Genomic DNA, 19108 nt, shown 5'->3' on the forward strand with positions numbered 1-19108 from the left:
TCCCTCGTACCTGTCAGAAAAGGCTGACAGGGGTCCGAGGCACCTGTCAAAGATTTCTGACACATCTCAGGGTCGGATGGGGGATCTTTCAGGGTCGGCTCCGGGAGGCCCCGACGGCGGGGTGCGCGGGCCGAGGCGCACGGGGAGGGCGGTGAGTCCTCGGAGCAGCGTGCCGGCGCGCCAGGTGAGGGCCTCGGGGTCGGCGTCGAGGGCGAGAGCGGGGTGCCGCTCCAGGAGCAGGTTCAGGGCGACGACGGCCTCCGCGCGGGCGAGCGGGGCGCCGAGGCAGTGGTGGACGCCGTGTCCGAATCCCAGGTGGCCCTGGGGGCGACGGGTGAGGTCGAAGCGGTCCGGGTCGGGGAAGGCGAGCGGGTCACGGGAGGCCGCGGCCAGGGAGACCAGCACGGCGTCCCCGGCGGCCACGCGGGTGCCGGCCAGTTCCAGCGGCTCCGCCGCGAACCGGAAGGCGCCCGCGTGCACCGGCGAGTGGAGCCGCAGCGACTCCTCGACCGCCGCGCCGGCCAGCTCCGGGCGGGCGCGCAGCAGGGCGAGCTGGTCCGGGTGCGTGAGCAGAGCGAGGACGGTCGCGGAGATCAGGTTGACGGTCGTCTCGTGCCCGGCGACCAGCAGCAGGAAGGCCATGCCGAGCTGCTCCTCGGGCGAGAGCGCGCCGGACGCGTCGGGAGCGGCCAGGCCGGCGAGCAGGGTGCCGTCGGGGGTGCGGGCCTTCCGGGCGATCAGGCCGGTGAGGTAGCCGGTGAGCGCGGCGGCCGAGGCGGCGGCCTCCGCGCCGGTGGGCGTGACCAGGTCGTTCGACCAGGTGTGGAAGTCCTCGCGGTCTTCCGCGGGCACGCCGAGCAGGTCACAGATCACGGTGACCGGCAGCGGCAGCGCGTACCCGCCCACCAGATCGGCGGTGCCCGCCTCCGGCATCCGGTCCAGCAGGCCGAGGGCCACGGCCTCGATCCGGGGGCGCAGCGCCGCGATGCGGCCCGGGGTGAAGTGGCCGGCGACCAGCCGCCGCAGCCGGGTGTGGTGCGGCGGGTCGCTCTGCAGCATGTTGCGGCCGACCGCGTGCCCGCCGTCGCTCTCCCAGCCGGCCGAGTGCCGGATGTCGTTGCGCAGCCGGGGATCCGTGAGCGCGGCGCGTACCGCGTCCCGGGTCACCACCAGCCAGGCGTCCCCGCTGCCGGGGACGTGCACCCGGTGCACCGGACCTTCGGCGCGCAGGGCCGCGAGCCGGTCGAAGGGGAAGGGCGTCGGCGCCCACTCCAGGGGCGCGGGTCCGTCGGCGCACACGGTGTGTCCTCTCGGGGAGCGGATCATAAGCGGGGAATGGTCCCCAGTTTCCTGCGGGACGATAGCATCCGCCCGGGGAGCACTCCCCGGTTCGTACGGAGGAACCCATGACCGTCGGTGAAGGACCCGAGACGCCCGCCCCGCCCCGGCTGCGGCGGGACGCGCGGCGGAACCGGGAGCGGCTGGTGGAGGCGGCGCACGCCGTGTTCGCCGAGCAGGGACTCGAGGCGCCGCTGGACGTGATCGCGCGCCGCGCCGGGGTGGGCAACGCGACGCTCTACCGCCACTTCCCCACCCGCGCCTCGCTCGTGGACGCCGTGTTCTGCGACCAGCTCACGGGAACGATGGAGGCGGGTGAGCGCGCGCGCCGCGCGCCCGACGCGTGGGCCGCCCTGACGGGCTATCTCGACGCCGTGTTCGCCACCCTTGCGGCCGATCGCGGCACCAACGACCTGATGACCACCCGTCTGCCGGACGTCGAGACGCTCGGCGCGGTGCACGCGCACAACCGCGAGACCGTCGACGTGCTGCTGGAGCGCGCCCGCGCGCAGGGCAGCGTGCGCGCCGACGTCACCACCGAGGACCTTCTCTTCACCCTGGCGGCACTGGGCCGCGCCGTGCCGCCGCTGGCCGTCGCCGCCGGCCCCGACGCCTGGCGACGCCCCCTCACCCTGTTCCTCGAAGGGCTGCGCGGGCCCGCGCGTGACCCCGGCCCGCTGCCCGGACGGCCGCTCGACGAGGAGGAACTGGGTCAGGTGCTCGGGGAGATGGGACCCCACCGGGCCAGGCCCACGGACGGGTGAACCGGCGGAGCCGCAGCGGACGACAAGGCGCAGCCGAGGACATCTGTACGCGCCACGACAGATTTTCCGCCGAGGCGACTAGAGTTTGTCGGTGGGGAACCTGTCCCCGTGGCGGACCGTGACGCTGTGGTCCGCGGAAAGGTGCGTATGCCCTCGGAAAGTCAGCCGTACGCCGACGGCCGGCAGCCGGACCAGGACCGGCCGCCCGTCGCCGACCGGCTCGACGACGACCACTTCCCGGCCTACACCATGGGCAGGGCCGCGGAACTGGTCGGAGCGACACCCGCGTTCCTCCGCGCTCTCGGTGAGGCGCGGCTGATCACCCCGACCCGCTCGGACGGTGGTCACCGGCGCTACTCGCGCCACCAGCTGCGGCTCGCCGCCCGCGCCCGCGAGCTGGTCGACCAAGGCACACCGGTGGACGCCGCGTGCCGCATCGTGAGCCTCGAGGACCAGCTCGAGCGGGCCGAACGGACGAACGAGGAGCTCCGCCGGCAGGGTGCCGACACGGTCCACGGGCATCGCTGAAAATCTGTCCCGGCCGGCGCAGGATTTCCTCCCCGCCCGCGAGAAATTCCTTTCGCTAAACATGCCGTCCGGGTTTATTCCAGTGATTTTCCTCGCTTGCCGAGAATCCTTTCCGTGCTAGGCTGACGTCAGTTGCAGTTGTGGTTGCCAGTTTGAACCGGTTCTCCGGGCAGGTGATCATCGCGACGATGTAGGGATTCGTGAAGTGCGATTCCCGCACTGTCTCAGGAGAAAATTATGGCCACCGGTACGGTCAAGTGGTTCAACTCGGAAAAGGGCTTCGGCTTCATCGAGCAGGACGGCGGCGGCGCTGACGTGTTCGCCCACTACTCGAACATCGCCACCTCGGGCTACCGCGAGCTCCAGGAAGGCCAGAAGGTGACCTTCGACGTCACCCAGGGCCAGAAGGGCCCGCAGGCGGAGAACATCGTTCCCGCCTGACCTTCCTGACCTGCACGCAGGTTTGGATGAGCGGGTGCTCGCACGTCATGTGCGGGCACCCGCTTTTCGTTTGTCCACGGACATTCTTTCCGTACGTTTTCCGCCGCGCCCCGGCGTGACGGTCAGCGCGACGAGCGGAACGCCCTCGCACGCAGCGCGTCCACCGCGATCCGCGCCGCCGTGCCGATCACCGCGTCGGCCGCCGGAAGGGTCGCCGCCGTGTGGGCGGTCCGGGTGAAGACGGCGAGCGCGTAACGGCCCCCGTCCGGATACTCGACCACGCCCACCTCGTTGCGCAGGGTCGGCAGGCTCCCGGTCTTTCCGGCGACATGGACGTCGTCGAAAGGAAAACCCGAGGCCAGACGGTGCGGCCACACCTGAAGTCCCATGATCCGCCGGATGGCGGCGCCGTGCTCCGGGGTGCACGCCTCGTCCCGCCACACCGCGCCCAGCAACCGGGTCATGTCCCGCGGGGTGCTGCGGTTGGTGCGCGCCGGGTCCAGCGCCCGCAGCCGGCTCACCACCCGCGGATCGGCCAGCGCGCGCGCCCCCTCCGGTCCCGCGTCCTCCTTGACGGTGGCCAGCATCTCGCCGAAGGAGTGCACCGCCCGCGTCCGGGTCAGGCCCAGCCGGTCCGTCGTCGCGTTCACGGCGTCCAGACCCACCCGGCGCAGCAGCAGGTCCGCGGCCGCGTTGTCGCTGACCGCCATCATCAGATAGGCGAGGTCGCGCAGGGACATCCGGGCGGCGTCCAGCATCGCCGCCACCCCCGTCGGCCCGGCCGTCCGCCCCTTCGGTACGCTCTCGACCTGCTCCGTCAGGTCCAGCGCGCCCCGCTCGGCCTGTTCGTGCAGCGCGACCAGCAGACACAGCTTGTGGACGCTCGCCGTGCACACCGGCTGGTCGCCCCCGGCGTCGAGCTGCTCACCCGAGTCGATGTCGAGCGCGTGCAGCCAGCCGGTGACCCCGGCGTCGGTGAGGGCCGCGCGGATGCGGGCGACGGCGTCCGTCACAGCCAGTACTCCGATGCCGGTCGCAGATGCAGGGGACGGGCCGGCACGTCGGGGACCGCGCCGGCGGCGGTGCGCAGGGCGTGCGTGGCCGCCGCCGCGAACGCCAGCACGGCGGCGTCGCCGCGCCCCTTCGGCCAGGCCGCGGAGTGCCGCAGCGCGGGCGCCCCGCCGGTCAGCGGACGCCACACGACGTCCGCCTCCCCGTTCCCCTGCCCCGACGGGGCCGCGTCACGCGGGCACAGCGCGACCGCCCCCGAGGACAGCACGAGTCCCTTGACGAAGCTCGCGCCCTGGCCGTGGCGGACGGCGCCGGGGGTGAAGCCGCCGCGGGCGCAGGTGGTCAGCAGCTCGTCGTAGAGGGCGGGGGCCGCCGTGCGGGGGAAGAGGACCAGGTCACGGCCGGACAGCGCGGGCAGCGGGACCTCGTCGAGGGCGGCCGCCGCGGCGCCGGCGGGCAGCAGCACGCCCATCTCCCGGCGCAGCACCGGGCCCAGCTCCAGACCCGTCACGTCGCACGGGTGGTGGACGACGCCCACGTCCAGGTCGTGCGCCGCGAGCCGGTCCAGCTGCTGGGCGGTGGACAGTTCGTGCAGCTCCAGCTCCAGCCCGGCGTGACGCCCGCCGAAGTCCGCGAGCAGGGCGGCCACGGTCTTGCCGGAGAGGTCCGGGGGCAGCGCGGCGCGCAGCAGGCCCGTCTCGCCGTCGCGCACCCGTCGGGCGGCGGCGAGGAACGACTCCGTGCGGGACAGCACCTCCCGCGCCTCGGCCAGCAACAGCGTCCCGGCCTCCGTGATCCGCACCTGACGGCTGGTGCGCTCGAACAACCGCACGCCCAGCTCGCGTTCCAGCCGCTGCACGCGCTGCGAGAGAGGGGGCTGCGCCATGCCGAGACGGGCGGCGGCACGGCCGAAGTGTGACTCTTCGGCAACAGCCACGAAGCACTCCAGGTGCCGCACCAGGTCCACGACCAGTCATCATATCGAGTGCTTATCGGTCCATGATTGATAGCGGACTTGGACGGATGGCCCTCGTCACTGCTGTGGTCGGGGCATGAACACGTTTCCCGACCTTCCCCGTACCGGTCCCCGCCGCCGCCCCCGCACGGTGGTCAAGGCGCTCGTCGCCGTCACGGCGGTCGCCGCGGTCGGCGTCGGCGGCGCCTGGGGCGCCGGGCTCGGCCCCTTCGCGGGCGAGTCAGGGCCCGACCCGGAGGCGGTGGCCGAGGCCCGCGCGTTCCTCGCCGACTGGGCCGCCGGGCGCCTCCCCGACGCCGCCGCCCGCACCACCGGACCCGACCGCGCCCAGGAGGTGCTGAGCAGCTTCACCGCCGGGCTCGACATCGAGAAACCCGTGCTCACCGCCGGGAAACCCGTGGAGGACGAGGAGTCCGGCGGGCGCGCCGTCACGGTGCCGTACACCGCGCGGATGCCCGTCGCCGGCCTCGGCACGTGGACGTACACCGCCGAACTGCCGCTGCGCAAGCGGGGCGGCGAGTGGAAGGTGGACTGGCGGCTGTCGCTGGTGCATCCGCGGCTCAGCGGCACGGAGAAGTTCCGCCTGGAGCGGGAGGAGGCCGAGCCGGTCCGCGCGGACGACCGCGCCGGCCGCACCCTGTCGGCGGCCACCCACCCCTCCCTCGGCCCGGTCCTCGACCAGCTCGCCCGCTCCACTCCCGGCGGAGGCCCGCGCGGGGCGGTGCTGCTCGTCGACCGCGTCACCGGGGAGGCCCGCCGCACCGAGGCGGCGTTCGGCCCGAAGACGCCCGAGGACGGGAGACCCGTACGCACCACCCTCGACGCCCGCTGGCAGTCCGCCGCCGAGCAGGCCCTGAAGAAGGCCGGCGGGAAGAACGCGGCGCTGGTCGCCCTGCGCGTGGACGACGGACAGATCCTCGCCGTGGCCAACTCCCCGGCCGACGGCTTCAACCGCGCCGTCTCCGGCACCTACGCCCCCGGCTCCACCTGGAAGATCGTCACCAGCAGCGCCCTGCTGCTGAAGGGCGCGGTCGACCCGGACGACGTCGTGGACTGCCCTCGCTACCTCACCGTCGGCAAGCGGTTCCAGAACGTCGAGACCTCCGCCCACCCGGGCGCCACCTTCCGCAAGGCGTTCACCGAGTCCTGCAACACCGCCTTCATCGGCCTGCGCGGCCGGCTCGGCGACGGCGAGCTCGGGGAGGTCGCGGGACGGTACTTCGGCGTCGGCCAGACCTGGCACGTGGGCGTCCCCTCGTACGACGGGTCCGTGCCCGAGCCGCGCGACGCGACGGAGAAGGCCGCGTCGATGATCGGCCAGGGCCGCGTGCAGGCCAACCCGCTGATCATGGCGTCGGTCACCGCGACGGCCGTCTCCGGCCGCTTCCACCAGCCCGTCCTCGTCGCCGGCACCGAGGACACCACCAGGACCGAGCCGCTGCCGTCCCGCGTCGTCGGCCAGCTCCGCACACTGCTGCGCGCCACGGTCACCGAGGGCACCGCGCGCGCCCTGGCCCCGCTGTCCGGGGAGGTCGGCGGGAAGACCGGCACCGCCGAGGTCTCCGACGAGCAGGAGAACAACGGCTGGATGGTCGCCCACCGCGACGGCGTCGCCGTGGCCTGCGTCGTCGAGGAGGGCGTCACCGGCGGCGGCTCCGCCGGACCCGTGCTGCACGCCCTGCTGTCCGCCGCCCCCAGCTCCTGACCCCCGCCTCCGAAGGACGTACCGTCATGACCGCACGCCTCTCCCGCCGCTCGCTGCTGCTGACCGCCGCCCTCGTCCCCGTGGCCGGCTGCGCCACCGACACCTCCGACCGCGCCCCTGCCGCCGGCTCCTCCGCGACCCCCGGCCGCGGCACACCGTCCCCGGTCAGTCCCCGGAACCTCGCCGCGCTGGAACGCGAGTACGGCGCCCGGCTCGGCGTCTTCGCCGTCGACACCGGTACCGGAGCCACCGTCGTCCACCGCGCCGACGAGCGCTTCGCCCTCTGCTCCACCTTCAAGACCCTGGCCGCCGCAGCGGTCGTGGACCGGCGCCCCGGCGCCCGCCTGGACGAACGGATCTCCTACGGCGCGGCCGTCCTGGTGCCGTACTCGCCCGTCACCGAGAAGCACACCGGGCAGGGCATGACCCTGCGCGAGCTGTGCGACGCGGCCGTCCGGTACAGCGACAACACGGCCGGCAACCTGCTGCTGCGGGACATCGGCGGCCCGCGCGGCCTCACCGCGTACGCGCGCCGGCTCGGCGACCGGGTGACCCGGCTGGACCACACCGAGCCGGAGCTGAACAGCAACCCGCCCGGCGACCCGCGCGACACCACCACGCCCCGCGCGATCGCCGCCGACTACCGCGCCCTCGTGCACGGCGACGCCCTGCCCGCCGCCGGGCGCGCCCTGCTCACCGACTGGCTGGTGCGCAACACCACCGGCGACGACCGCATCCGGGCGGGCGTGCCGCGCGGCTGGAAGGTCGGCGACAAGACCGGCACCGCCGAATGGGGCCGCGCCAACGACGTGGCCGTGCTGTGGCCCGGCGGCGGCCGCTCACCGCTGGTGCTGTCGGTGCTGACGGACCGCCCCGACCGCGCCGCGCCCGGCCAGGACGAACTGGTGGCGGAGGCGACGCGGCGGGTGCTGGACGTGCTGGGGTGACGCCCCCCGGTCAGTCCTGGCGGGGCGCCGCCTGCTGGACCACCTCGAAGGACCACAGGGTGGCGTCGGTGGCCGCCGGGCGCGGCTTGTCGCCCTGCGGGCCGGCGTGGGCGGCCTGCCCGCGGCCGTCCCTCCAGCGCTCGAAGTCCTCCTCGCTGCGCCAGCGGGTGTAGACGAGGTAGGTGTCGGTGCCCTCGACCGGGCGGAGCAGCTCGAACCACTCGAAGCCGTCCGAGCTCTCCACCGCCCCGGCCCGCGCGGCGAACCGCTTCTCCAGGGTCTCGCGCTGGTCCTCGGGAACCGTGAGTACGTTGATCTTGACGACGCTCATGTCGCGATTGTCCCGCAGCCCCCGTCCGGACCGCCGGTCGGGGCCGCGCGGTCAGCCGAGGCAGATCACCAGCAGGCAGAGGCGGGGGTCACGCGGCTCGTCGGCGGGCGGCGGGGTGCTGGGCGCCGGCTGGGCGGACGATCCGTCGCCCTGGTCCGACCCGCCGTCGCCGCCCGTGTCGCCGCTGCCGTCGTCGGCGGAGGGCGGGGGCGTGGAGGGGCGCGTGGGGGCCGTCGAGCCGCCGGAGCCGGGGGCTCCGCCGCCGGTGCCCCGGCTCGCCTCGGAGCGGTCGCCGGAACGGGACACCGACTCGGACGCGTCCGATCGTCCCCCGGCGGGCACCTCGGTGGCGGCGGCGCCGTCGGTGTGGGTGCCGGACGGGGGCGCGGTGGTGGTGGGCGCGACCTCGGGAAGCGCCGTGCTGCGGCGGTCCTCGGCCCGCGGCGGGGCGGTCGTACGGTCCGGGGAGACGGACGGGGCGTCGGCCGCCTCGTCCGTGGTGCCGCCGGCGCCGCCCATGCCGTGCAGGTCGGGCGCGGTGGCGGCCTGCGTACGGTCGCCGCCGCCCCGGTCCGTCGAGGCGAGGGTGATGCCGCCGCCGACGAGCGCCACGGCCGTGGCGACCAGGGCGCGCCGCTGCGTCTTCCTCCAGCGCGCCAACTGCCGCCGCCGCGCGGCACGTCCGGTGGCGGGGCCTGCCGGCAGGGCATGCGGGGTGTCGGCGGCGGGGCCGCCGGTCTCCTCGGGCGACGGGGTCTCGGCGTGCCGCGCGGCTTCCTCGTACGGCGCGGCCCCGGCGGGCGGAGCCGGGGCGGAGAACACCGCGGCCTCGGTACGGCGGGCGGGGACGACGGAACGTATGCCTTCGGCGGGGGGCGCGGCCTCCCCACCCGGCCGGCCGCCGACGCGCGGGGCGTCGCCCGCCAGAGCACCACCGAGGGTGCGCGCGGCGCCTGCGGAACCGGCGGGGCGTGCGAGGTCGTTGGGCCGCGCGGCGCCGGTGGCCCGCGCGGACCCGCCCGGCCCGGAGGGCTCATCTCCGGGCGCGCTGGGCCGCGTGGAGTCGAGGAAACCCGTGCTGCCGGTGGGACGTGCGGAACCGCTCGGCCGCGGGCCGCCGTTGGGCCGCCCCGTTCCTGCGGGTCCTCCGGCGCCGACCGGCCATGTCGTGTCGGAGGCGCGTGCGGAGGAGGCGGGTCGGGTCATGTCGGTGGACCGTGCGGAAGCACCCGGCCACGCGGGCCGGTTGGGCCGCGCGGTGTCGGAGGACCGCGCGCCGTCATGGTGCCTCGCGGCTCCGACGAATCTCGTGGAGTCGGTAGGCCCTGGGCCGTTGCTCGGCCACGCGGGCTCGTCGGGCCGTGTGGAGTCGATGGACTCCGGGCCGCCGTGCGGCCGCATGGGGTCGGCGGGCCGGCCGGCGCCGGCGGGCCATGTGGTGTCGGCGGACCGTGCGCCGTCGAGGGGGCGTCCGGCGTCGGAGGGTCGCGCCGAAGCGGCCGGCCGTGCGGGATCGTTGGGTCCCGTGGAGAGGAGGGGCCGGGGGCCGGCGTCGGGGCGCGGGGGCTGTGTGGAGCGGGCGGGAGCGGTGAACCAGCCGCCGGCCGGGGGTGCTTCGGCGGCGCGGGGTGCCGATCCCGTCGCCGCTCGTCCGGGGACGCGGTGGCCGCCCACCGTGCCGCCGGGGGCGATGTCGGGGGCGTAGGCGCCGCAACCCGGGCAGACCAGGGCGCCGTTCAGGTGCCGACGACACGTGGAGCAGTAGTCCATCCGCTGTCTTCCTGAGGTGTCGTACCGGGCGTCCACGCAGGCGCGGCCGGCCCGGTCCGGGCAGGGGACAGTCACGCTAGCCAGGCCCACGGCCCCCTGTGTGCAGCCCGTGTGCCGCTCCTGCGCACATTCTCGGCGTGCCCGGGGTGAAGGTCGTGAGCACGCGTGCCGCACCACCGCACAACGGACACACTGCTGAGCAACGTTCTGGGCCCGGCCGGACGTCGGCCCCGACGCCGTACCGCGTGCCGCGTCGGCCGTCCAGCTCCACCCCCATGCCGCACGCCCCGCCCGGAAGGCATCCCCACCTTGAAGCCCCGTACCACCGCTGCCGCCGCACGCCGTTGCGCCCTGCTGCTCACCGCCTCCCTCACGGCCCTCTCCCTCACCGCCTGCGGTGCGCTCGGATCGGGTGACAACGATGACAGCGCGGACGCGCGCGCCGACTACGACATCACCGTGGGCCTGCTCTTGCCCGACCGGGACACCGCGCGGTTCGAGCAGTTCGACTACCCGCTCATCAAGGAGCGCATCGCCTCGCAGACCAACAAGCAGGGCGAGGTCGTCTACGCCAACGCCGACGGCAGCAAGGAGAAGCAGAGCGAGCAGTTCCGGCAGATGATCGGCCGGAAGGTCGACGTCATCCTCGTGGACGCGGTGGACGCGTCCGCCGTCGCGCCCGACGTGCGCCTCGCCAAACGGGCGGGCATACCCGTCATCGCCTACGACCGGCTCGCCGAGGGCCCGATCGACGCGTACGTCTCCCACGACAACGAACTCGTCGGCCAGGTGCAGGGCCGCGCCCTGGTCAACGCGCTCGGGGAGAAGGCCCAGAACAAGAAGGTCGTCATGATGAACGGCGAGCCCGCCGACCCGAACACCGCGCTGTTCAAGAAGGGCGCGCTGGGCGAGCTGGACGGCGCGGTGGACATCGCCGCGTCGTACGACACCAGGAAGTGGCTGCCCGAGGTCGCGGCGGAGAACATGCGCAAGGCTCTCAAGAAGGTCGGTGCGGGGAACGTCGCCGCCGTCTACTCGGCGAACGACGGCATGGCCGGCGCCGTCATCGAGGAGCTCCAGCAGGCGGGGGTCGGCGAACTGCCGCCGGTGACCGGGCAGGACGCGGACCTGGAGGCGGTGCGGCGGGTCGTCTCCGGCACCCAGTACATGACGGTGTACAAGTCCTTCCTGCTGGAGGCGACCGGGGCCGCGGACATGGCGGTGGCGAAGGTGCAGGACCGGGCGATCCAGTTCGACGCGCTCGCGCAGGACGTCATCGACAGCCGGTCGCGGAAGGACATCCCGGCGATGCTGGTGCCGGTGGTCGCCCTCACCCGGGAGAACATCGAGGACACGGTGATCGCGGACGGCGTCTACACCGTCAAGGAGATCTGCACCCCGGCGCACGCGGACGACTGCGCGGAGATCGGGCTCACCGGCTGAGAGTGACGCGGGTCACGTCCGGCCGCCGATGAGTTCGGGTCCTTGCCCCGGTCTTCATGACTGTAGGTGTCCGCGAGCGGAGGAAGGACCGGTCGTCATGAGCGCACAGGTGAAGGGCCCCGCCAGCTATTTCCCGTCGATCGAGAAGAAGTACGGCCGCCCCGTGGCCGAGTGGAAGGAGCTCATCCGCTCCTCGCCGCTGACCCGGCACATGGAACTGGTCACCTGGCTCAAGATCGAGCACGGCCTGGGTCACGGGCACGCCAACGCCCTGGTCGCCCACACCCTCGCGGAGAAGGGGTGACCGCGGGGGTGTGGCGGTGGGTGTGACCGCGGGGCGTGGCGGCGGGTGCGACCGTGGGTGCGGCGGCCGGGCGTAAAGGCGGGCGCGGGCGCCGGGGGCGTGCCTAGGATCGCGGCATGTCTGCGCCCACGAGCGACGTGAACCGGTTCCTGGCCGCCAGGCCCCGTCTCGAGGCCATCGCCTACCGGCTGCTCGGCTCCGCGAGCGAGGCCGAGGACGCCGTGCAGGAGACGTATCTGCGCTGGCAGGGCGCGGACGCCGGGCGGATCGAGGTGCCCGAGGCGTGGCTGACGAAGGTGCTCACCAACATCTGCCTCAACCAGCTCACCTCGGCGCGCGCCCGGCGCGAGACGTACGTGGGCCAGTGGCTGCCCGAGCCGCTGGTCGCCGGGGATCCCATGCTGGGGCCCGCCGACACCGCCGAGCAGCGGGAGTCGGTGTCGTACGCGATGCTCGTGCTGCTGGAGCGGCTGTCCCCGGACGAGCGCGCGGTGTACGTGCTGCGGGAGGCGTTCGGCTACGCGCACAAGGAGATCGCCGAGATCCTCGACGTCAGTGAGGCCGCCAGTCAGCAGATCCTGCACCGGGCGAGGAAGCACGTGGCGCAGGGCAGGGCGCGGCGGGAGATCGACGCGGCCGAGGCGCGGCGGGTCGTGGAGGAGTTCCTCGCGGCCGCCACCAGCGGACGGACCGAGCCGCTGGTCGCGCTGCTCACCCGGGACGCCGTCGCGGTCGGCGACGGCGGCGGGAAGGTGCCGGCGCGCGCGAAGGCGTTCGAGGGCGTCAAGGCGGTGGCCACGTTCCTGCGGGGCCTGTTCACACCGGGCGCCGGGAAGCGGGCTGTGGCGGGCGGGTCGCCGGAGCTGTACGCGACGACCGCGAACGGCGATCCGGCCGTCGTGGCGGTCGTCGACGGGCGGGTGATCGGCGTGATGTGCCTGGAGGTCACCGAGGACGGCATCGCGGCGGTCCGCAGCCAGGTCAACCCCGACAAGCTGGAGCGCGTGACGGAGCGGTGGGCGGCCGTCGACCACGGGGAGCCGCTGGTGAGGGACGTCTACTGACGCGCTGCCGCGATGTGATGCAGGTCACATGGCGAAGGTGTCAGGGATCGGCGGGCTGCCCGGTTCAAGGGGCGAACCAGTCGACGACAGGAGCCTGCCATGCAGCACCGCATCATCGTCCTCGGAGCCGGATACGCCGGAGCCTCCGCCGCCGGACGCCTGGCCAGGCGGCTGCACCGCGACGACGTCTCCCTCACCCTCGTCAACGCCGAGCCGGACTTCGTCGAGCGGGTCCGCAACCACGAGCTGGCCACCGGACGTGAGCTCACGCACCGGCCGCTGGCCGACGTGCTCGCCGGGACCGGTGTCGACCTGCTGGTCGCCCGGGTCACCGCCGTCGACGTCGACCGCAAGGTCGTCGCCGTCACCGGCGACCGTGGCGCCGAGGAGCTGGCGTACGACACGCTCGTCTACGCCCTCGGCAGCCGCTGGGACGACCACGGCGTCCCCGGCGCCGCCGAGCACGCCCACGAGATCGCCGGGCGGCCCGGCGCGCTGCGGGTGCGCGAGCGGCTGGCGGAGCTGGCCGCCGGGCAGCCCGTGGTCGTGGTGGGCGGCGGCCTCACCGGTCTCGAGGCGGCCACCGAGATCGCCGAGTCGCGTCCCGACCTGGAGGTCACCCTCGCCGCCCGCACCGGCCTCGGCGACTGGCTGTCGCCCAAGGGGCAGGGCCACCTGCGGGCGGTGTTCCACCGGCTCGGCGTCACCGCGCGCGAGAACGCCGAGGTCACGGCCGTGGAGGACGGCCGCGTGGTCACCGCCGACGGGACGGTCCTGCCGTCCGCGCTCACCGTGTGGACCGCCGGCTTCGCCGTCCACCCGATCGCCCGCGCCACGACCCTGAAGGTCGGTGACACCGGGCAGATCGTGGTCGACGACACCATGCGCTCGGTCTCGCACCCGGACGTGTACGCCGTCGGCGACGCGGCGCTGGTGCAGGGGCCCGGCGACAAGCCGCTGCGGATGTCGTGCGCCACCGGCACGCCCACCGCGTGGCAGGCCGCCGACGCGATCGCGGCCCGCCTCACCGGCGGCAAGTTGCCGCACGTGCCGCTGCGGTACTTCAACCAGTGCGTCTCGCTCGGCCGCAAGGACGGACTCATCCAGTACGTCACCGCCGACGACCGTGCGAAGAGCGCCGTGCTGACCGGCCGCGTCGCGGCCCTCTACAAGGAACTGATCTGCAAGAGCGCGGCCTGGGGCGTCGCCCACCCGACCCTGGGCCTCCCCACCCGCCGCCGCCGGATCACCCACCCCGCCCCGACGGCACCCGTGACCCCGGCCCCGGCCCCGGCCCCGGAGTCGGCCGCCTGACGGGTCCTCAAGGCCCGTCGACGCGGCGGGCCTTGAGGTGTGCGGGCATCCCGGCCGGGGAAGAGGGACATGCCACCCCGCAGGTGAGGAGTTCCCCATGCCCGGACGCCCCGACCGCCCACTCCTCCGCCGCCTCTACGGCGACGCCTTCGCCCTCGGCTACCTGGGCGTCTGCGCCGCCCTCACCGTGTGGGCGTTCGCCGCGAGCGCGGGGGAGAACGAGGACGCGTCCCTCGCGGGCGTCGTCCCGGTCCTCGCCACGGCCCCGGTCAGCGTCGCCGCCCTGGCCCTGCCGGGAGGCCGGCCCGCCTTCGTCCTCGCCGTGGCAGCGGGAGCACTCGTCAACGCGGCGCTCATCACCTGGTGCGCACGCCGCCTGCGCGGCGAGAAGAAGCGCTGACGCGGGCGCCCCTACCGGGGCGGCGCCCTCGCCCGGTGCATGTCGCGCCCGGCATCGGCCCGCCTCCAGTGACCCGGAGGGAGGGGGTGTTGCCGCTGCCCACCTGCCTGACGGGTCGGGCGCCGTGACGCGTTGTGCAACTCGGCGCTGCGGGGTGCCGCCTGCGCCCACCCGTGCCGCCTTGGGGGGTACCTCCCAGGCGGCGGGGGCGGCGCGCCCTTCAGGGGCGCGGGGAACTGCGCGACCGGCCATGTACGGCCCGCACTCGGCGATGAACAGTGCGTGGCACGCCCGCAGGACCTGCGCGGGCACCGCACCCGCATCCGTGCGCGCGGCACGCGCCACGCGGAACGGCGTGGAGGGCCCCGGTCCGGACGATTCGTCGTACCGTGCGCCCCCGGCGCCCCGCTACCGCGCGGACGAGGTGACTCGGGGCGCGCCCCTCACATACCCGCCGTGTCGAACACGTCCACCGCCGCGAGGAGGTCCTCCGGTGTCTTCTCGCCCAGGCGTTGTTCGGACCAGATGGTCTTGTCCTGGCGGCCGTGGCGTACGCCCCAGTGAGCGCTGAGACGCATCACGATGTACAGACCGCGTCCGCCCTCGTCCCCGGCGCGGGCGTGGCGGAGGTGGGGGCCCGCGCTGCTCGCGTCCGTCACCTCGGCGAGCAGGCGTTCCTCGTCGTGGATGAGGCGCAGCCGGACCGGGCCCTCGCCGTGCAGGATCGCGTTGGTGACGAGTTCACTGACGATGATCTCGGTGGTGAAGGCGCAGTCGTCGAGGTCCCAGGCGGCGAGCTGCTGGGCGACGATCCGGCGGGCCGTGCCGACGACGGAGGCGTCCGCAGGCAGCGTCCAGTCGCCGATCCGGTCGGGCGGCAGGCACTCGGTGCGGGCGAGCAGCAGGACGGCGTCGTCGTGGCGGGAGGGCGCCATGCGGTAGACGGCGGTGTCGCACAGCTCCTGGAGCGGCCGCGACGGGGTGGCCAGCACGTGTTCCAGGCGGTGCACGGCGTCCGCGTCGCCGTCGCCGTCCTCCTCGGCGCCCAGCAGCCCGTTGGTGACGTGCGCGACGAGGCAGCCCGGCGGGAGCTGGGCGACCGCCGGGACGTACGCGGCGCCGCCCTCCGAGCCCAGCGGCGGGCCCAGCGGCACGTCCACGTGGATCGGTGAGCCGTCGGGGTCGACCAGGACGGGGGCGGGGTGTCCGGCCCGCGTCATGGTGCACTGCCGGGAGACCGGGTCGTAGACGGTGACCGCGCAGGTCGCCAGGTAGGGGTGGGCCCCGCGGGAGTCGACGGCCGTGAGTTGCCCGGCGACCTCGTCCAGGTGGGTCAGCACCTCGTCGGTCTCCAGGTCCTGCAGGGCGAGGGTGCGCAGTGCGACCCGCAGCTGTCCCATGGTGGCCGCGGCCTCGATGCCGTGACCGGCGACGTCCCCGACGACCAGCGCCACCCGGGTCCCCGACAGCGGGATGACGTCGAACCAGGCCCCGCCCGCGCTCTCCGGCAGATACACGTGCGCGGTCTCCACCGCCGACAGCCGCGGGGTCACGCCCGGCTGGAGCCGCCGCTGGAGGGTGGACGCCACCGCGTGCTCACGGCGGTAGCTGCGCGCGTTGTCCAGGTGCACGGCCGCGGTGGCGGCGGCCTGCCGGGCCACGTCCAGGTCGGCGTCCTCGAAGGCGTCGACCCGGCTGCGGTACAGCGTCAGCAGCCCCAGCACGGTGTCCCGCGCGGTGAGCGGCGCGACGATCATGGAGTGGACCTTCCGCCCGAGCAGGACGGCGAAGCCGTCCGGGTCCGTCGCCAGCCACGGGTCGTCCGGGGTGACCTGCACCAGCCGCGCGTGCGTGTCGCTGAGAGCCTGGGTGTAGGGCGTGGGGAACGGGAAGGGGCGGCTGTCGCCGGTGCGCCGGGACGGCTCGACGGAGCCGGGGGCGGCGAACGCGATCCGGCGCAGCGGCACGGACGTCGGCAGGGGACCGGGCGGGGGTGCCGCCCCCGAGGGGTCGTCGTCCAGCAGGTCCACGGACGCCGCGTCGGTGAAGTCCGGCACCAGCGCGTCGACCAGGGCGTCCGCCGTGGCCCGCACGTCGAGCGTGTTGCCGACGGTCCGGTGCACCGTGCTGAGCACGGCGAGACGGTCCGCCGCGGCCTGCCGCTCGGTCACGTCCTCCACCACGCCCACCAGACCGGGGCCGTCGCGCAGCGGGAACAGGGACACCTCCACGGCGAGCGTCCGGTCGGGGTCGGACGGGGAACGGCCCCGCAGCAGCCGCCCGCGCACCGGCTCGCCGGTCGTGGCGACCTCGTCGATCAGCTGCCCGAGTTCCGGTTCCATGTCGGGCGCGAAGTCCCGTACGTCGTGGCCGACGACGTCCTCGGACGGAAGGGCGCGCACCCCGCGCGCGGACGGGTTGTACCGGGTGACCTTGCGGTCGGCGTCGAGCACGAACAGACCCTGGGGCGAGCCGGCGAACAGCGCGTCCAGCACCGCGGTGTCGTCGACGGGACCGTCCGGCACGGCGCACTCCCTTCGCGGGCCATCCCCCTCCGGCCTTCTCTCACCTTCTCGCATCACCCGCACGCGGCAACTCGGCCGGACGGGTCACAGCGTCCGCAGCACCAGCACCGCCACGTCGTCACTGCGGTGCGCGCTGCGCCGTACGTCGTCGACGAGCACGTCGGCGAGACCGTCCGCGTCCAGGTCACCGGCGTCCGCCAGGCGCGCGGCGAGCGCGTCGACGGAGTCCAGCAGGTCGGTGCCGGGCACCTCGACGAGGCCGTCGGTGTAGAGGACCAGCACGGAGCCGGGCGGCAGGTCGACGTGGGTGCACGTGTAGTCGGCGGTGGCATCGACGCCGAGCAGCAGGTTCGGCGGGACGCGCAGCACCTCGGTGTGCCCGTCGGGCCGGCGCAGCACCGGCGGCGGGTGCCCGGCGCAGGCCAGTTGCGCGCGATGCCGGGCCAGGTCCAGGTGGACGTAGAGGCAGCTGGTGAACAGGCCCGGGTCGAGGTCGGTGAGCAGGCGGTTGGTGCGGGCGAGCACCTCGGCGGGCGGCGCGCCGGCCGTGGCGTGCACGGCGGTGCGCACCTGCCCCATGAGGGTCGCCGCCCGCACGCTGTGCCCCTGGACGTCGCCGATGGCGGCCGCCGCGGTGGTGTCGTCGAGGCGGATCAGGTCGTAGAGGTCGCCGCCGATCCCGGCGTGGCGGCCGGCGGGGAGGTAGCGGGCGGCGACGTCGAGGCCGTCCAGCCGGGGCAGGCGGTGCGGCAGCAGTCCCGCCTGGAGGGTGTGGGCGAGGCTCTGGTTGACGTCGTAGAGGCGGGCCCGGTCGAGGGCCTGGGCGACGAGCCCGGCGAGGGAGGTGAGCAGCGCGCGTTCCGCGGGGGCGAAGGTGTGGGGCCGGTCGTAGGCGAGGACGAGGGTGCCGACGGGGACGCCCGACGCGAGCAGCGGCAGGAAGCACCAGGCGGCCATGTCGTCGAGGCGGATGAGGGAGGGGTGGGCGCGGCGCAGTTCGGAGAAGGCGGCGTAGAAGGCGGGTGTGCCGTGGGCGAGGCACCGTGCGGCGGGGTCGTCGGAGGTCAGGGGCATCCCGTCGAGGCGGCGCATCAGCTCGTCGGTCCAGCCGCGGTGCCCGACGATCCGCAGCCGGCCCTCCTCGGCCGTCATCAGGGCCAGGGCCTGCGCCCCGGCGGCGGGCAGCACCAGGTCGGCGACCCGCTGCGTCACGTCGGCCACCCCGACCGCCTCGGACAGCGTCGCCGCGAGATGCATCAGGTGGTACACCGCGGTGGCCCGCCCGGCGGCGACGGGCGCGGGGGCCGGGGACTGCCCGGGGTCGGGGACGCCCGGCGCGACGGCGGGCGCGATGCGCACGCTGATGCCCGTGCCGTCCGGGTACAGCCGGAAGGACAGCCAGCGGCCGGGCGGATGGAGCACGGTGAACGACGTGGGCCGGCGGCTGTACACGGCGGCCCGGTAGTTGTCCTGCGCGACCGGGGTGTTGAGCCACGGCAGCGCCTCCCACGGGCGGTGTCCGAGCAGCCGGGACCGCGCCGTGCCGAGCAGCCGGGCGGCGGTGTCGGTGACGAAGACGATCCGTCCGTCGGCGTTGAGGGAGCAGCATCCGCCGGGCAGGCGTTCGGCGAAGGCGTCGGCCGGTTCCCGGGGTGTGCCGGTGAGAACGTCCGGCGGAGGTGTCAGACGCGTGGTCCCGTCGGCGGACGGGAGGCGGCCGCCGCGGTGGGCGGCGCGCATCAGCTCGCCGAGCCGCCGGCTCAGGGTGTCGATGGTGGCGCGCTCGGCCCGGCTCAGCTCCTTGGGGTGCGATCCGGGCCACTGGAGCACCAGCCCGCCCCACACCGTGTCGCCGGCCGTGACGGCGGACGCGGCCAGGCTGAAGGGGTACGGCAGGACGACGGCGAGCTGCGGGTAGTGGCGGGCCACCTCCTCCGGCCCGCCGAGCCACACCAGACGCCGGTCGCGCAGCGCGTCGGCCACCGGGGAGTGGTGGTCCAGCCCGACCCGGGTCCACGGCAGGGCCACGTCCCAGGGAACCCCGCTGAGCACCACCAGCCGCAGCGTCCGCTCCTCCTCGGACAGCAGGTACAGGCCGCCGACGTTGGCCCCGGTGTCGCGCATCCCCTGCACGACGGTGCGCTCCAGCGCCTCCACGGCTGACTACGTCCCGGCACGGAAGGGGCGGCGCGCGCCCGGCGGCGCACCCCTCGGGCCCTGACCCTGTGGACGTCCGGGTGATCCGCT

At 74.8% G+C, this 19108-nt stretch carries 17 protein-coding genes and 1 pseudogene; 10 read left to right on the forward strand and 8 right to left on the reverse strand.

Annotated features, from left to right (window positions below; all coding sequences use genetic code 11):
* Positions 1-66: 66 nt before the first annotated feature.
* Entirely contained in the window at positions 67-1326 is a 1260-nt protein-coding gene (locus tag ACQZOG_RS14815) for a cytochrome P450 family protein (RefSeq protein WP_359672903.1), read from the reverse strand.
* A gap of 80 nt (positions 1327-1406) precedes the next feature.
* Here ACQZOG_RS14815 and ACQZOG_RS14820 point away from each other — a divergent pair, with 80 nt between their 5' ends.
* From ACQZOG_RS14820 to ACQZOG_RS14830, 3 genes are all read left to right on the forward strand, one after another.
* Positions 1407-2102, forward strand: a complete 696-nt coding sequence (locus tag ACQZOG_RS14820; protein WP_033276609.1) for a TetR/AcrR family transcriptional regulator — start codon at positions 1407-1409, stop codon at positions 2100-2102.
* 147 nt (positions 2103-2249) lie between these two features.
* On the forward strand, positions 2250-2630 hold the full coding sequence (locus tag ACQZOG_RS14825) for a MerR family transcriptional regulator (protein WP_033276610.1): 381 nt from the start codon (positions 2250-2252) through the stop codon (positions 2628-2630).
* Positions 2631-2867: 237 nt separating this feature from the next.
* A complete protein-coding gene (locus ACQZOG_RS14830) occupies positions 2868-3071 on the forward strand; it encodes a cold-shock protein (RefSeq protein ID WP_006134583.1) in 204 nt (67 codons plus the stop codon).
* A gap of 122 nt (positions 3072-3193) precedes the next feature.
* Here the strand turns inward: ACQZOG_RS14830 and ACQZOG_RS14835 are convergent, their stop codons facing one another.
* Both ACQZOG_RS14835 and ACQZOG_RS14840 read right to left on the reverse strand, forming a co-directional pair.
* Positions 3194-4084: a serine hydrolase gene (locus ACQZOG_RS14835; protein ID WP_359672901.1), complete on the reverse strand. Its 891-nt coding sequence runs from the start codon at positions 4082-4084 to the stop codon at positions 3194-3196.
* On the reverse strand, positions 4081-5049 hold the full coding sequence (locus ACQZOG_RS14840; protein WP_359672899.1) for a LysR family transcriptional regulator: 969 nt from the start codon (positions 5047-5049) through the stop codon (positions 4081-4083). Before ACQZOG_RS14840 ends, ACQZOG_RS14835 begins: the two co-directional genes overlap by 4 nt.
* Positions 5050-5134: 85 nt before the next feature.
* Here ACQZOG_RS14840 and ACQZOG_RS14845 point away from each other — a divergent pair, with 85 nt between their 5' ends.
* Together ACQZOG_RS14845 and bla are read left to right on the forward strand one after the other, a co-directional pair.
* On the forward strand, positions 5135-6763 hold the full coding sequence (locus ACQZOG_RS14845; protein WP_203550474.1) for a penicillin-binding transpeptidase domain-containing protein: 1629 nt from the start codon (positions 5135-5137) through the stop codon (positions 6761-6763).
* A 26-nt stretch (positions 6764-6789) separates the two neighbouring features.
* The gene (gene bla, locus ACQZOG_RS14850; RefSeq protein WP_351036616.1) at positions 6790-7710 is read left to right on the forward strand and encodes a class A beta-lactamase; all 921 of its coding nucleotides are present in this window, start codon (positions 6790-6792) and stop codon (positions 7708-7710) included.
* A 10-nt stretch (positions 7711-7720) separates the two neighbouring features.
* Here bla and ACQZOG_RS14855 read toward each other — a convergent pair whose 3' ends face one another.
* From ACQZOG_RS14855 to ACQZOG_RS14865, 3 genes and pseudogenes are all read right to left on the reverse strand, one after another.
* Positions 7721-8041: an antibiotic biosynthesis monooxygenase family protein gene (locus tag ACQZOG_RS14855; RefSeq protein WP_033276614.1), complete on the reverse strand. Its 321-nt coding sequence runs from the start codon at positions 8039-8041 to the stop codon at positions 7721-7723.
* Between the two features lie 51 nt (positions 8042-8092).
* A complete protein-coding gene (locus ACQZOG_RS14860; RefSeq protein WP_351036614.1) occupies positions 8093-9247 on the reverse strand; it encodes an SCO2400 family protein in 1155 nt (384 codons plus the stop codon).
* A gap of 441 nt (positions 9248-9688) precedes the next feature.
* A pseudogene (locus ACQZOG_RS14865) lies at positions 9689-9811 on the reverse strand (SCO2400 family protein); the annotation flags it as partial.
* 309 nt (positions 9812-10120) lie between these two features.
* Between ACQZOG_RS14865 and ACQZOG_RS14870 the strand changes: the two are divergent.
* The 5 genes from ACQZOG_RS14870 (at position 10121) to ACQZOG_RS14890 (ending at position 14336) form a co-directional block, all read left to right on the forward strand.
* Entirely contained in the window at positions 10121-11254 is a 1134-nt protein-coding gene (locus ACQZOG_RS14870; RefSeq protein WP_058916416.1) for a sugar ABC transporter substrate-binding protein, read from the forward strand.
* A gap of 97 nt (positions 11255-11351) precedes the next feature.
* Positions 11352-11558 (forward strand): DUF4287 domain-containing protein, encoded by a 207-nt coding sequence (locus tag ACQZOG_RS14875; protein ID WP_033276616.1) that lies wholly within the window; start codon positions 11352-11354, stop codon positions 11556-11558.
* A 116-nt stretch (positions 11559-11674) separates the two neighbouring features.
* Entirely contained in the window at positions 11675-12622 is a 948-nt protein-coding gene (locus tag ACQZOG_RS14880; protein ID WP_037640725.1) for an RNA polymerase sigma-70 factor, read from the forward strand.
* Positions 12623-12721: 99 nt separating this feature from the next.
* Positions 12722-13936, forward strand: a complete 1215-nt coding sequence (locus ACQZOG_RS14885; protein ID WP_430741552.1) for an NAD(P)/FAD-dependent oxidoreductase — start codon at positions 12722-12724, stop codon at positions 13934-13936.
* A gap of 97 nt (positions 13937-14033) precedes the next feature.
* Positions 14034-14336: an SCO4225 family membrane protein gene (locus ACQZOG_RS14890; RefSeq protein ID WP_033276619.1), complete on the forward strand. Its 303-nt coding sequence runs from the start codon at positions 14034-14036 to the stop codon at positions 14334-14336.
* 443 nt (positions 14337-14779) lie between these two features.
* On the opposite strand, the gene ACQZOG_RS14895 is transcribed toward ACQZOG_RS14890, so the two are convergent.
* Positions 14780-16861, reverse strand: coding sequence for an ATP-binding SpoIIE family protein phosphatase (locus ACQZOG_RS14895; protein WP_033276620.1), 2082 nt, complete (start codon positions 16859-16861; stop codon positions 14780-14782).
* Between the two features lie 84 nt (positions 16862-16945).
* Positions 16946-18985 (reverse strand): SpoIIE family protein phosphatase, encoded by a 2040-nt coding sequence (locus ACQZOG_RS14900; protein WP_078492923.1) that lies wholly within the window; start codon positions 18983-18985, stop codon positions 16946-16948.
* Positions 18986-19108: the final 123 nt, after the last annotated feature.

This window comes from Streptomyces sp. P13-3-3, from assembly GCF_050571355.1.
Taxonomy (GTDB): Bacteria; Actinomycetota; Actinomycetes; order Streptomycetales; family Streptomycetaceae; genus Streptomyces; species Streptomyces althioticus.